The organism is Pseudonocardia yunnanensis (assembly GCF_039534065.1).
Taxonomy (GTDB): domain Bacteria; phylum Actinomycetota; class Actinomycetes; order Mycobacteriales; family Pseudonocardiaceae; genus Pseudonocardia; species Pseudonocardia yunnanensis.
This window is the reverse complement of sequence record NZ_BAAAUS010000032.1, coordinates 1-13,167: the sequence shown is the minus strand read 5'-3', so window position 1 is coordinate 13,167 and position 13,167 is coordinate 1. Positions and strand designations below refer to the sequence as shown.

At 70.7% G+C, this 13,167-nt stretch carries 12 protein-coding genes; 3 read left to right on the top strand and 9 right to left on the bottom strand.

Annotation, left to right across the window (positions count from 1 at the left end):
• Positions 1-2 precede the first annotated feature (2 nt).
• Entirely contained in the window at positions 3-893 is an 891-nt protein-coding gene (locus ABD743_RS28565) for an ABC transporter permease (RefSeq protein WP_379659442.1), read from the top strand.
• A gap of 8 nt (positions 894-901) precedes the next feature.
• Here ABD743_RS28565 and ABD743_RS28560 read toward each other — a convergent pair whose 3' ends face one another.
• From ABD743_RS28560 to uvrB, 4 genes are all read right to left on the bottom strand, one after another.
• A complete protein-coding gene (locus ABD743_RS28560) occupies positions 902-1,822 on the bottom strand; it encodes an EamA family transporter (RefSeq protein ID WP_344725446.1) in 921 nt (306 codons plus the stop codon).
• Positions 1,823-1,879: 57 nt separating this feature from the next.
• Positions 1,880-2,224 (bottom strand): MmcQ/YjbR family DNA-binding protein, encoded by a 345-nt coding sequence (locus ABD743_RS28555; protein WP_344725445.1) that lies wholly within the window; start codon positions 2,222-2,224, stop codon positions 1,880-1,882.
• Positions 2,221-3,510: a glycosyltransferase family 87 protein gene (locus tag ABD743_RS28550; protein ID WP_344725444.1), complete on the bottom strand. Its 1,290-nt coding sequence runs from the start codon at positions 3,508-3,510 to the stop codon at positions 2,221-2,223. Before ABD743_RS28550 ends, ABD743_RS28555 begins: the two co-directional genes overlap by 4 nt.
• A gap of 201 nt (positions 3,511-3,711) precedes the next feature.
• Positions 3,712-5,895: an excinuclease ABC subunit UvrB gene (gene uvrB, locus ABD743_RS28545; RefSeq protein WP_344725443.1), complete on the bottom strand. Its 2,184-nt coding sequence runs from the start codon at positions 5,893-5,895 to the stop codon at positions 3,712-3,714.
• Between the two features lie 131 nt (positions 5,896-6,026).
• Between uvrB and ABD743_RS28540 the strand changes: the two genes are divergently transcribed.
• A complete protein-coding gene (locus ABD743_RS28540; RefSeq protein ID WP_344725492.1) occupies positions 6,027-6,557 on the top strand; it encodes a ribonuclease FAU-1 family protein in 531 nt (176 codons plus the stop codon).
• 101 nt (positions 6,558-6,658) lie between these two features.
• Here ABD743_RS28540 and ABD743_RS28535 read toward each other — a convergent pair whose 3' ends face one another.
• The 5 genes from ABD743_RS28535 to rpsA form a co-directional block, all read right to left on the bottom strand.
• Positions 6,659-7,444: a hypothetical protein gene (locus ABD743_RS28535; RefSeq protein ID WP_344725442.1), complete on the bottom strand. Its 786-nt coding sequence runs from the start codon at positions 7,442-7,444 to the stop codon at positions 6,659-6,661.
• A gap of 17 nt (positions 7,445-7,461) precedes the next feature.
• Entirely contained in the window at positions 7,462-8,331 is an 870-nt protein-coding gene (locus ABD743_RS28530; RefSeq protein ID WP_344725441.1) for an RNA polymerase sigma factor, read from the bottom strand.
• Positions 8,332-8,369: 38 nt separating this feature from the next.
• On the bottom strand, positions 8,370-9,566 hold the full coding sequence (gene coaE, locus ABD743_RS28525; RefSeq protein ID WP_344725440.1) for a dephospho-CoA kinase: 1,197 nt from the start codon (positions 9,564-9,566) through the stop codon (positions 8,370-8,372).
• Between the two features lie 18 nt (positions 9,567-9,584).
• Complete coding sequence (locus ABD743_RS28520) at positions 9,585-10,289, bottom strand: hypothetical protein (RefSeq protein ID WP_344725439.1); 705 nt, start codon at positions 10,287-10,289, stop codon at positions 9,585-9,587.
• 155 nt (positions 10,290-10,444) lie between these two features.
• Positions 10,445-11,914 carry a 30S ribosomal protein S1 gene (gene rpsA / locus ABD743_RS28515; RefSeq protein ID WP_241041234.1) on the bottom strand — a complete coding sequence of 490 codons (1,470 nt, stop codon included), beginning with the start codon at positions 11,912-11,914 and terminating at the stop codon, positions 10,445-10,447.
• A 168-nt stretch (positions 11,915-12,082) separates the two neighbouring features.
• On the opposite strand from rpsA, the gene ABD743_RS28510 reads away from it, so the two are divergent.
• Positions 12,083-12,964 (top strand): class I SAM-dependent methyltransferase, encoded by an 882-nt coding sequence (locus tag ABD743_RS28510; RefSeq protein ID WP_379659439.1) that lies wholly within the window; start codon positions 12,083-12,085, stop codon positions 12,962-12,964.
• Positions 12,965-13,167 lie beyond the last annotated feature (203 nt).

Sequence of the window (13,167 nt, the reverse complement as noted above, 5' to 3'; positions counted from 1 at the left end):
CGCTGAACGACGGTCCGTCCACCACGAAGGGCACGGTCGGCGCTCTCGCCGACGCCGTCCGGCCCGCCCGGTACCGCCCCGGCCGCACGCTGCCACTGCGCGTCGAACTGCGGCGTCAGCTGTTGCGCCGCCGCACGCAGGTGACGTTCGCGCTGGTCGGCCTGCTCCCGGTGATCCTCTGGATCGCGTTCGAGCTGGCCGACGACGGCACGACCACCGGCTCGCTGAACCTCGTCGACCTGGCGAAGGGCAGCGGGAGCAACTTCGCGGTCTTCGCGCTGTTCGCGTCGTCGTCGTTCCTCCTGGTCGTGGTGGTGGCGCTGTTCTTCGGCGACACGGTGGCAGCGGAAGCGTCCTGGTCGAGCCTGCGCTACCTGCTCGCCGCTCCGATCCCTCGGGCCCGGCTGCTGCGGCAGAAGGCGGTGGTGTCGGCGGCGCTGTCGGTGGCGGCCCTGCTACTGCTGCCCGTGGTGTCCCTGGTGGTCGGCGCACTGGCGTACGGCACCGGGGATCTGGTGAGCCCCACGGGCGAGTCCCTGACCTTCTGGACCGGTGTGGGGCGGGTTCTCCTCGCAGCGCTGTACATCGCGGTGCAGCTGAGCTGGGTGGCCGCGCTCGCACTGCTGCTGTCCGTGAGCACCGACGCCCCGCTCGGGGCGGTGGGCGGCGCTGTGACCGTGTCGATCGTCTCCCAGATCCTCGACCAGATCACCGCGCTGGAGGAGCTGCGCGACTACCTGCCCACCCATTACGACAGCGCGTGGGTGGGGCTGCTCTCGGAGCAGATCGACTGGGCCGGCATGACCCGCGGCGTCTTCTCCGCCCTCTGCTACGCGGCCGTGCTCAGCGCGCTGGCGGTGTGGCAGTTCCGCCGCAAGGACGTCACGAGCTAGCACGGGCGCTACGTCCTTGCCGGCGTGCTCCCGCTCTCCCCCACGTCCACGGCGGCGGGCAGGCTCACCGGCCGGGGCGTCCCGAGCAGCACACCCCCGACGATCACCACACCCGCCACCAGCTCCACCGCGCTGGGCCGTTCGCCCAGCGCGGCCGCGGCGAGCGCGATCCCGACCACCGGCACCAGCAACGAGTACGGCGCGACGACGCCTGCCGGGTAGCGGCGCATCAGCGTCGTCCAGATACCGGAGCCGAGCACGGTGGCGAGGATGGCGAGGTAAGCGATCGACAGCACCCCGGGCACTCCCTCCAGGGTGACGGCGCCGCGCAACGACGTCCAGTCCGCGGCCGGCCCTTCTGTCAGCAACGAGACCGCGAACAGCGGGATCGGCGGCACCACGGACATCCAGAGCGTCAGGTGCAGCGGGTTCGGCGGGTCGGCGAGGCGGGCGGCAAGGTTGCCGAACGCCCAGCCCAACGCGCCGATCAGCGTGAGTACCAGCGGGATCAGAGCTGCTGCCTGCGCCTGCGCCACGGCGATGGCCAGGAGCCCCACCACCGCGAGGGTGATCCCCACAACCTGCCGGGCGCTCATCCGTTCCCGCAACAGCACCGCCCCGAGCAGCACGGTGAACGGGGCCGACGCCTGCAGCACCAGGGATGCGAGCCCGGTGGGCATACCGACGTCCATCGCCACGAACAGGAACAGGAACTGCACCGTGCCGAAGCCGAGCCCGTAACCGATCAGCCACCGCAGCGGAACCCGCGGCCGAGGCACCAGCAGCACCGTCGGGATCGCGAGTACCGCGAACCGCAACGCGGCGAGGAAAAGCGGCGGGTAGTGCTCCAGACCCACGTGGATGGCAAGGAAGTTCGCGCCCCACAACACGGCGACGACGGCGGCGAGTAGGCGGTCGCGGGCGGTCACTATGTCACGTTCCGCGTTGCCGACGACGAAGACCAGCGAATGTGGCCGTCCTCGCGATCAGGTGGTCTGCGGGCGCAGCCGTTTGGGCAGCTTCGCGACCACCGCTGCGTAGGAGTCGTCGACGAGCTCGCGCAGCTCGTCTTCGGGGACCGTGCCGTCGACCGCGACGGTGTTCCAGCCGTGCCGTCCGATGTAGGGCATCACCGAGGCGGCCCCGGGGTAGCGATGGCGGAGCTCGGCCGCCTCGTCGGCGTCCCGGCCACATTTGACGCCGAGCCCGCCCGTTCCGAGGAACGCGAAGATCTTGCCGCCCACCTTCGCCACGAGGTCGCCCTCCCACGGCTCGTCGGGGGTGGCTCCTGGCTTGGCCAGGCAGTAGGCGACCAGCTCCTCGTGGTTCACGGCCGGCGCTCGGGCGCCGACCGCGACCGCAAAGCGAGCCACAGCAGCACGAACAGCAGCACCGTAAACCAGACATAGGTGCTGCCGATCACCTGCTGGAGCGGCGTCCACGCCAGCTCCCGGTTGTCGGCCCGGGGAAGGCCCTGCTGGTGGGGCGCGATCACGAACACCGCCCCCATCGCGACGGTGACCGCCGTCCACGCCCAGGACCTCGCCCGCCACGCCGTGGCAGCGGCGACCAGCAGCGCGGGCGCCACCCACACCCAGTGGTGCGACCAGGAGGTGGGCGACACCAGCAGCGCGACGCCGGCCGTGGCGACGAGCGCGAGCGGCGCGGAACCACGCCGGATCACCGGCACCGCGAGTGCGAGCAGCCCGGCGGACAGCAACAGCCAGCAGATGGTGCGCGCGGAGCCGTCGACATGGGCCCGCACGAGCACGGCCTCGAACGTCTGGTTGGTGAAGAACGGCGAACCGCTGACGCCACCCGCCGGATTGTCCAGCCAGAACGTCCACGACTGACCGGGCGCTACAACGAACCCGATGGCGGTGGCGACCGCACCGGACACAGCCGCGGTGGCAGCGGAGCGGTAGTCACGACGCAACAGGAAGTACAGGACGAACGCTGCCGGCGTCAGCTTGATGGCGGCCGCGATCCCGACGAGCATGCCGCGCGGCCAGCGCGGCCGCGCCACCAAGCAGTCGATCGCCACCAGCGCCATGAGCAGGAGGTTGATCTGCCCGAACTGGATGGTCTGCGAGACCGGCTCGAGGCTCAGCGGCGGCCGCGGCGACGCGTCCGGGGCGTTGAAGTCGATGATCTTGCCGGGCTCCACGGCGAGCGCCAGCGGCAGCGCGATCGACGCCACCGACAGGGCCCCGGCCCGCCCGCCCGCTTCCCACAACCGGCGCGCGACCACGTAGAGGGTGGCGCCGAGCGACAACGTCGAGAGCGCGAGCAGCCCCGTCCAGGCCACGACCCACGGCACGACGGCCAGCGGAATCATCGCCAGCGCGGCGAAGGGCGGGTAGATGAACGGGAGCGCGATGTGGGCCGCGGTCTGGGGCAGTGGCCCGTAGAGACCACCGCCGGACAGCCACGCCTGCACCCCGAAGCGGTAAACCTGCAGGTCGATGTGCCTGCCGCCGGTGTAGATCACGACTCCGACCAGCACCAGGGCCAGGAGCGGAACGGTGACCAGCAGAACGCGCCCGGGTGTGCGGAGCAGATCGAGGATCCGCTGCTCGGCCGAGGTGCGGGCGATGGATGCGCCGACAACCGTCACGCTGCTGCCCTCTCCTCCGCCGATAGATCGCCCGCCACGGTAGCTCCCGCCCGACCGACACCACCGAGCCCCCCTCCGGAGAGACCGGACACGGAGGCCCGCCCGCACCCGGGCGACCGCCGCCGCACGCACCGCAGAACGTGGGTGCGGCGGGCCGTCAGCGTGTGCGCTCCGGCGCGGACTCCGCACGCGGGCGGGGCGTCACCGGATGCCGGCGGCGTCCATCCCGCGCAGTTCCTTCTTGAGGTCGGCAATCTCGTCGCGGAGGCGGGCCGCCAGCTCGAACTGCAGGTCGCGCGCCGCGGCGAGCATCTGATCGGACAGCTGCTGCACGAGGTCGGCGAGCTCGGCGCGGGGCATCGTGGAGGTGTCGCGGCCGGCGACCACCCCCGAGCTGGCGCTGGCCCGGCCCGGCTCCCCCGCCGCGCGCTTGCCGCGGGACTGGTTGCGCCCGGATCCGCCCACCGGGACCTCGGTGTCCTCGGCCTCCCGATACACCTGGTCGAGGATGTCGGCGATCTTCTTGCGCAGCGGCTGTGGATCGAGCCCGCGCTCCTCGTTGTAGGCGACCTGCTTGGCCCGGCGCCGGTCGGTCTCGTCGATCGCGAACTGCATCGAATCGGTGACCTTGTCGGCGTACATGTGCACCTCACCCGACACGTTGCGCGCCGCGCGGCCGATGGTCTGGATCAGCGAGGTGCCGGAGCGGAGGAAGCCCTCCTTGTCGGCGTCGAGGATCGCGACCAGCGACACCTCGGGCAGGTCGAGACCCTCCCGGAGCAGGTTGATGCCGACGAGCACGTCGAACTCGCCGAGCCGCAGCTGGCGCAGCAGCTCGACACGCCGCAGCGTGTCGACCTCCGAGTGCAGGTAGCGCACCCGGATGCCCAGCTCGAGCAGGTAGTCGGTGAGGTCCTCGGCCATCTTCTTGGTGAGCGTGGTGACGAGCACGCGCTCGTCGCGCTCGGACCGGCTGCGGATCTCGTGGACCAGGTCGTCGATCTGGCCCTTCGTCGGCTTCACGACGACCTTGGGGTCGACCAGGCCGGTGGGCCGGATGACCTGCTCGACGAACTCCCCACTGGTGCGGCTGAGCTCGTAGGGGCCCGGCGTGGCCGACAGGTAGACGGTCTGGCCGATGCGGTCGGCGAACTCCTCCCACGTCAGCGGCCGGTTGTCGACCGCGGACGGCAGCCGGAACCCGTACTCGACGAGGTTGCGCTTGCGCGACATGTCGCCCTCGTACATCCCGCCGATCTGCGGGACCGTCTGGTGCGACTCGTCGATGACCAGCAGGAAGTCGTCGGGGAAGTAGTCGATGAGAGTGGCGGGCGCCGAACCGGGGCCACGGCCGTCGATGTGGCGCGAGTAGTTCTCGATGCCCGAGCAGAACCCGACCTGACGGATCATCTCGATGTCGTACTGCGTGCGCATCCGCAGCCGCTGCGCCTCGAGCAGCTTGCCCTGGCGCTCGAGCTCGGCGAGCCGCTCCTCGAGCTCCTGCTCGATGGCGTGGACCGCGCGCTCCATGCGGTCGGGACCCGCGACGTAGTGGGTGGCCGGGAAGATGCGGACATCGTCGACCTGACGGATGACGTCGCCGGTGAGCGGGTGGAGGTAGTAGAGCGCCTCGATCTCGTCGCCGAAGAACTCGATGCGGATCGCGAGCTCCTCGTAGGCCGGGATGATCTCCACCGTGTCGCCGCGCACGCGGAAGGTGCCGCGGTTGAACGCCACGTCGTTGCGTGTGTACTGGACGTCGACGAGCGCACGCAGCAGCTGGTCGCGATCGACGCTGCCGCCGACCTCGATCTGCACCGACCGGTCGAGGTAGGACTGCGGGGTGCCGAGGCCGTAGATGCAGGACACCGAGGCCACCACGACGACGTCGCGCCGGGAGAGCAGATTGCTCGTGGCCGAGTGGCGCAGCCGCTCGACGTCCTCGTTGATCGAGGAGTCCTTCTCGATGTAGGTGTCGGTCTGCGCGATGTACGCCTCGGGTTGGTAGTAGTCGTAGTACGAGACGAAGTACTCGACCGCGTTGTTGGGCAGCATCTCGCGCAGCTCGTTGGCCAGCTGCGCCGCGAGGGTCTTGTTGGGCGCCATCACCAGCGTAGGTCGCTGCAGCCGCTCGATCAGCCAGGCCGTGGTGGCCGACTTGCCCGTGCCCGTGGCGCCGAGCAGCACGACGTCCTGCTCGCCCGCCGTGATGCGCTTCTCCAGCTCGTCGATCGCAGCCGGCTGGTCGCCCGCGGGCTCGAACTCGCTGACGACCTCGAAATGCCCGCCGGTGCGGGGGATCTCCCCGACCGGACGGAACTCTGAGTGGGCGACCGGCACGTCCTGCTTCGCTGCGCTACCGGGAACCTCTGTCGCGAATGCCACGGTTCCAGGGTACGAGCCCCCACCGACACTTCGCGGATCCCGGCTGAGCCACCGAGCCGGAAGAGCCCGGAGCACCGGCGAATCGGGCATCGACGCCGAGCACGCGGCGAACATCGGCAGGACCTGACAGGATCGGGGCGGTGCATCCGCCGAAGATCTCCAGCTTCGACGTCCCGGCCCGCATCAACATCGACACCAAGGGCGTGGCCCGCGCGGTCGACGAGTACCGCGTCACGCCGTACGGGCTCTACATGAGCAGGGCCATGATCGATCGGCCCACGGCCCACTGGATGGAGTCGTGGCTCCTTCCGGATCTCGGCCTTTGCGTCACCGACTGGTGCTGGAACCCCGGCCACCACCGCGACCAGGACTTCTATCTCGACGTGTGCGAGATCGTGCGCCACGGCGAGCGGTGGACGCTCACCGACCACTACCTCGACGTGGTGGTGCAGCAGCGGCGCAGCGCGCTCGTGGTGGACATCGACGAGTTCGTCACCGCGGTGGCGCTCGGGCTGCTCGAGCCGCAGGCGGCCGAGACGGCACTGGACCGCGCCTTCCGCGCGGTGGACGGCCTCGCCTCGCACGGCCACGACCTCGACGCCTGGCTCGCGGAGCGCGGGATCGTGCTCACCTGGACACACCGCCACGACAAGCACTCGTGACGGGTGCCTCCGGCGTCCGGCGGCTCGCCGTCACCTGCGACGCCGCCGGCCGGACCCCCGCAGGCGAGCGGGGATCCGGGCGCCTGCACCGTTGCCTCGGCCTAGGCGATGCCGGAGGTCGAGGCGGCAGCCGGACTGGTGCTGGAGTCCGACGTCGTCGGTGACGTGGGTGACGGCGACGACGTCGTCTTGGGCGGGCTGGACGGGCTGGCGTTGTTCGAGGAGGACGGCGGCGGGTCATCCGGAGTACTGGGCCGCGTCTCCGTGGTCGTCGGTGGCGGCTCCTCCGTGGTCGTCCGCGGCGGAGTGGTAGTGCGTGGCGGCTGCGTAGTCGTCCGGGGCGGCGTGGTCGTCCGGGGCGGCTGCGTAGTCGTCCGCGGCGGCTCCGAGGTCGGCGGCTCCGGCGGCGGGGTCTCCTCCACTGGCGGAGGCGGCGGTGGCGGAGGCGGCGGCCCGGCCGGACCCGGCGGAACAACCACGGGCGGCGGGGCACCCGGAACGACGGGCGGCTGCTCGTGCGGGGCGACCTCGTGGGGTCGGCGGAACCTGTCGTCCGAACCCTCCGGGGCAGGTGCGCCCGCGTTGTCGTCCGGGTGGGAGACGGGCTGCGGCAGGTCGGGCGAGATCACCGGTTCGGTGCCGACATCGCCCTGGCTGCCGACCGGTGCGGAACCGGGGGCGACGGTGGAGGCGTCGGCCGACGATGCCGGTGCCGCGACCTGGAGGATCGCCGTGGTGGCACCGAGCGCACCGACGGTGAGCACTGCGGCGGCAGCGGCGGTGCTGGCACGGTTGAGCGTGCCGGCCCGGCGGATCACCGAATCCACGGCGGGCAGGGTGACGGCGGCTGCGAGCTGGTCGTCGAGCCGCCGAAACTCCCGAGTCACTCGGTCGAACTCCTCGGTCACCGCTGTTCCCCCCTCTGGTCGTCTCTGCCGGTCCGGCGCTCTGCGCCGCCGTACACGGCGTCGTACGCGTCGGACGCGAAATCGCCCGGCCGGTAGTCCCCGTACCCCGCGCCATGACCTTCGGATCCGTGCCCCTCGGATCCGAAGGTGTCGAAAGCGTTGTCGCCACTGATGCCGGCGCTCACGTTGTCGCCGACCACACCTCCCAGTACCTCGGGAAGGACGTCGGCCATTCCCTCGGTGACAACCAACCGTGCTCGGGCCAGCCGCGCCTGGACCGAGCCCATCGAGACCTGCTCCACAGCGGAGATCTCGGCCAGCGGAACGCCGGCCATGTGCGACAGGACGACAGCCCGCCGCTCGGCCGCCGTCAGCCTTCCGAGCGCGTTGAGCAGCGCGGCGGTACGCGCGTCGACGCCCTCGCCGACCGAGCGGGGCCGGCCGATACCGATGCGGGCCAGCATGCGTCGCCAGCTCCGGATGGTGGATCTGACCGCCACCCGCCGGATCCATGCGCTCGGATCAGGCGAACGGCCGATCACCGCCCAGTTCCGCCAGGCCCGCGAGTACGCGTCCTGAACGGCGTCGTGGGCCTCACCCGGATCGAGGGTGATCGCATAGAGCTGGGCGACCAGACGCTGGTAGTTGGCCTCGAGATGCGCCCCGAAGTCGACCCGCAACTGAGCAGGGGTCGCCACGGGACCGTGACGCACGACCTGCGTGGAACCTGACCTGGACTGCACGTGCGCGCTGCCGTGGCCGTCGTCGGAACCCGGAGGATGATCGACAGGTGTGCCCACCGTCACGTCCCCCCGCCCGCCGGAGCCGAGCTGGTCACCCGGATGTGGATTTTCCTGTCCCTCCATCGTGTCACGGTGGCGCACCGTTACGACGGAGCGACCGATCACTCCAACGAGGGAACCCACCCAGAGGATGCGGCCCATGCATCAGCTCGTGGAGCGGCCGCGTCGAACCATGGCTCCTTGACCTCGACGTAGCGGCGCGCGTCGCCGTCGCCCCCGTATCGCGCCTCGGCCTCGCGCTTGACCGCCAGGTACTCCTCGCGGGCCGCGGCATCGGACCGCAGCCAGTCGCGGAAGAGCAGCGCATAGCGCCAGCCAGGTGAGCCGACCTCGCGAACGTGCAGGTGGACGACCTGCCCAGGGTCGGCCGAGCCGTGGTAGCGCTTCGGCCAGGGCGGTGAGCCCGGCGGCTTGGCGTTGTCGCGGTCGATGTCAGGGCGCCACGGGAAGCCCACGTCCTGCAGCGCATCCCGCACGGCGTCGGCGTCGGCCAGCGACTCCACGCCGAGCTGCAGATCGATCACGTCCTTGGCAGGAAGCCCGGGCACCGCGGTCGAGCCGGTGTGCGCGACCCCACGGCTCCGCTCCCCCGCGGCTGCCGCCACCCGCGCGCACAGCCGTGCACCCTCGGCCGCCCACTCCGGGCGGGGTTCGACGAGCCGGGGCGCGCCGGCCTGCACCGTGCGCCGCAACCGCAGGTTCTCCTCGAACGGGACGAGCCGCTCGCTCCAGAGCCGGTCGACCGCGGCCTCGAGGTCGGCCGGATCGCCGCTGTTGTCGAGCCACACGTCCGCGGCGGCCCGACGTGCGGCGTCGTCGGCCTGGGCGGCGATGCGGGCACGCGCGTCGGACTCGGGCATGCCACGGAACTCCACGAGCCGCCGCACCCGCTCCTCCGGATCGGCGTGAACCACCACGACCAGCGGGAACAGCGGCGCCATCCGACCCTCGACGAGCAGCGGGATGTCCTGCACCACCACTGCGTCGCCCGGCGCCGCCGCGATCAGCTCCTCGGATCGCTGCCGGACCCGCGGATGCACGATCCCGTTGAGCCGCTCACGCGCGGCAGGGTCATGGAAGACCACGGATGCGAGCGCCGCCCGGTCCAGACCCCCGTCCTCGGCGAGCATGTCGTCGCCGAACTCCGCGACGATCTTCGCCAGGCCCTCGGTGCCCGCAGCCACGACCTCGCGGGCGAGGAGATCGGAGTCGACCAGCACCGCTCCGCGCTCCACCAGCCGTCGGGCCACCGTCGATTTGCCAGAACCGATCCCGCCGGTCAGCCCCACCCGCAGCACGGCGGCCACGCTACCCGGTCAGGACGGGGCAACCTGCAGGCCGGCCGCGTTGCCCGACGCGGTGGGCGACGGTGATGCCGGCGGCGGCGCGGTCCCGGACGTGCTCACCGCGGGGAGCACGCGCAGTGCGAGGTCGACCAGAGCGTCGCCGCGTGGACGATCACCCGGGAGCTGCTGGTTCGGGAGCACGAGCGTCAGGTTGGTGACCCCGTTGACCACCATGAGAACGGCCTCGTCCGAGCGTTCGACGAGCACCGCGGAGGCGCTACCGATGGGCAGCTCGCGACGATCGCCGGTCTCGGCGTCGGCGTTGACGCGCCACTGCTTGGTGGCGGCGTCCGGATCGGCGTAGGCCGACGAGTTGACGTTGAGCAGGGTACGACCGCGAGCCGGACCGCCCGCCGTGCCGTTGTACGAGCAGGCCACCCGTTCCGTGCGGCTGACAGTGGGCTCCGGAACACCTCTCGTGGTGCGCACGTCCACCGAGCCGAGCGGCAGACCCAGCACCGCCTCCAGGTCACCGACCGTGAGGATCCGGGTGCAGTCGTCGGGAAGGACGCCCTGGTCCGCGTTGGGCATCGCCGTAGCCATCACCTGGGCATCTGAGGGAAACGTCGGCACCTCGGTGCGCTCGCCGGACGACGCGCTGCACGCCGTCAGCGCGATAGCCGCAGCGGCCAGCCCGGTGCCGAAGCGTCCGTACCGCCGGTCTGCCCCCCGCATGGAACTACGGTAGGGCGAAATCACCCGGACCTCTCGCTACAACCCCCATTCGGCGGCCAACGCAGCCCAACCGTGACTGATCGGCTGAGGACACGGAACAGCCCCGGTGACGGACGGTCACCGGGGCTGTTTCGTTTGGTCTAACCGCTGGACGATCAGGCTCCGCCGGAGAGCTTCTCCCGCAGCGCCGCCAGCTGCTCGTCGCTGGCGAGCGATCCACCGGACTCGGCCGGCTCACCGCCACCCTGCGAGGAGTAGTTGGTGCCGCCGCCGTCGGCAGCCGCCTCGGCCTCGGCCTCGGCCGACTTCTTGATCTGCGTGATGTGCTGCTCGTAGCGGGCGTGCGCCTCGGCGTACTCCTTCTCCCAGGCCTCGCGCTGAGCCTCGAAGCCCTCCTGCCACTCGCCGCTCTCGACGTCGAAGCCCTCGGGGTAGATGTAGTTGCCCTGGTCGTCGTACTCGGCGGCCATGCCGTAGCGGGTGGGGTCGAACTCGGTGTCGACCGTCATGCCCTCGTTGGCCTGCTTGAGCGACAGCGAGATGCGCCGCCGGTCGAGGTCGATGTCGATGACCTTGACCATGCAGTCGTCGCCGACCTGCACGACCTGCTCCGGGATCTCCACGTGGCGCTCGGCCAGCTCGGAGATGTGCACCAGGCCCTCGATGCCCTCCTCGACGCGCACGAACGCACCGAAGGGAACGAGCTTGGTGACCTTGCCCGGCACGATCTGACCGATCGCGTGGGTGCGGGCGTAGAGCCGCCACGGGTCCTCCTGCGTCGCCTTCAGCGACAGGGAGACACGCTCGCGGTCGAGGTCGACGTCGAGAACCTCGACGGTGACCTCCTGGCCCACCTCGACGACCTCGCTCGGGTGGTCGATGTGCTTCCAGGACAGCTCGGAGACGTGCACCAGACCGTCGACCCCGCCCAGGTCGACGAACGCACCGAAGTTGACCACCGAGGAGACGACACCCTTGCGCACCTGGCCACGGGCCAGCTGGTTGAGGAACTCGCTGCGAACCTCGGACTGGGTCTGCTCCAGCCACGCCCGGCGGGACAGCACCACGTTGTTGCGGTTCTTGTCCAGCTCGATGATCTTGGCCTCGATCTTGCGGCCGACGTACGGCTGGAGGTCGCGCACCCGGCGCATCTCGACCAGCGAGGCCGGGAGGAAGCCGCGGAGCCCGATGTCCAGGATCAGGCCGCCCTTGACGACCTCGATGACCGTGCCCTCGACGGGCTCGTCGGCCTCCTTGAGGGCCTCGATCGTGCCCCAAGCGCGCTCGTACTGCGCACGCTTCTTGGACAGGATCAGACGGCCTTCCTTGTCCTCCTTCTGAAGGACGAGGGCCTCGACGTACTCACCGACCGACACGACCTCCGCGGGGTCGACGTCATGCTTGATCGAGAGCTCCCGAGAGGGGATGACGCCCTCGGTCTTGTAGCCGATATCGAGCAGGACCTCGTCGCGGTCGACCTTGACGATGGTGCCCTCGACGATGTCGCCATCGTTGAAGTACTTGATCGTCTGATCGATAGCGGCGAGAAAGTCCTCCTCCGACCCGATGTCGTTGACGGCGACCTGCGGCGTTGTGGTCGGGGCGGCGGTGGTGTCGGTGGACATGTAGTGGGGTGCTCCGGTTATGGATGGAATGGTGGTGCTGACCAGGTGGAGTACGTCTCGTGACGTGGTGCTGTCACCCTTGCTCATGGATCGTTGCTCAAGAACGTGCGTGACGTGGTCGGTCGAAGCGCGCGCTGAACCCGCGACGTTGACCACTTCGCTCCTACCATGCTACGCGCGACCCGATCAGCACGGCAATGCGGGTGGGCCCCGCTCAACTGCCACGATGCACCGGTGAGCGCGGAGGAGCGGCTGGGAACGGCCGGAGTGGCGCGGCGGCCCGTCGGCGCGGCGGAGTCACAACGGGCAAGCCGGATGTGGTGGGACGCCGACGCCGAAGACTACTTGGCCGAGCACGGACGGGACATCGGTGACGCCGACTTCGTCTGGTGCCCCGAGGGTTTACGCGAGGCCGACGCCCACCTGCTCGGCGACGTCACCGGGGCACGGGTGCTGGAAGTCGGGTGCGGATCCGCGCCGTGCTCGCGGTGGCTCGCCCGTGCCGGGGCGAGGCCGGTGGCGCTGGACCTGTCCGGCGCGATGCTGCGCCACGCCGCCCAGCTCGGGGCGGCCACCGGCACACCGGTGCCGCTCGTACAGGCAGGCGCTGAGCGGCTGCCGTTCGCCGACGGGTCCTTCGACGTGGCCTGCTCCGCGTTCGGTGCGGTGCCGTTCGTTGCGGAGCCGGAGCAGGTGATGCGCGAGGTCGCCCGTGTGCTGCGGTCGGGGGGACGCTGGGTGTTCGCCGTGAACCACCCCATGCGCTGGATGTTCTCCGACGACCCGGGACCCGACGGCCTCACCGTGCAGCAGTCGTACTTCGACCGCACCCCCTACCTCGAGGTGGACGGCGCGGGCCGGGCCACCTACGTCGAGCACCACCGGACGCTCGGCGACCGCGTGCGTGACCTCGTGGCCGCCGGACTCCTCCTCGACGACATCGTCGAGCCGGAGTGGCCGGAGGGCCGGGAGACGGTGTGGGGCCAGTGGTCCCCCCTCCGGGGCGCCCTGTTCCCCGGAACCGCGATCTTCGTGTGCCACAAACCCTGACCCCCCGCGGGCAGGGCCCGCACCGGACGAGAGTGCCCCTCGCCCAGACCTATCGAACGAAAGTGCCGCTCAACCCGCACGAGCGGAGCAAGGACCCCCCGCCGCGGGCCCGCGCCACCGGACGAGAGTGCCGCTCGACCGGACCTGATATGTAGCCGTGGTTGTCAAGTGGGCAGGGTGGAGCGGTGCCCACTTGACCACCA

What these genes read in the sequence shown, in the direction of transcription:
- ABD743_RS28530 (WP_344725441.1), bottom strand. Translation starts at nt 8,331, where the DNA reads ATGGAGGGACAGGAAAATCCACATCCGGGTGACCAGCTCGGCTCCGGC.
- ABD743_RS28520 (WP_344725439.1), bottom strand. Translation starts at nt 10,289, where the DNA reads ATGCGGGGGGCAGACCGGCGGTACGGACGCTTCGGCACCGGGCTGGCC.
- rpsA (WP_241041234.1), bottom strand. Translation starts at nt 11,914, where the DNA reads ATGTCCACCGACACCACCGCCGCCCCGACCACAACGCCGCAGGTCGCC.
- ABD743_RS28510 (WP_379659439.1), top strand. Translation starts at nt 12,083, where the DNA reads ATGCTACGCGCGACCCGATCAGCACGGCAATGCGGGTGGGCCCCGCTC.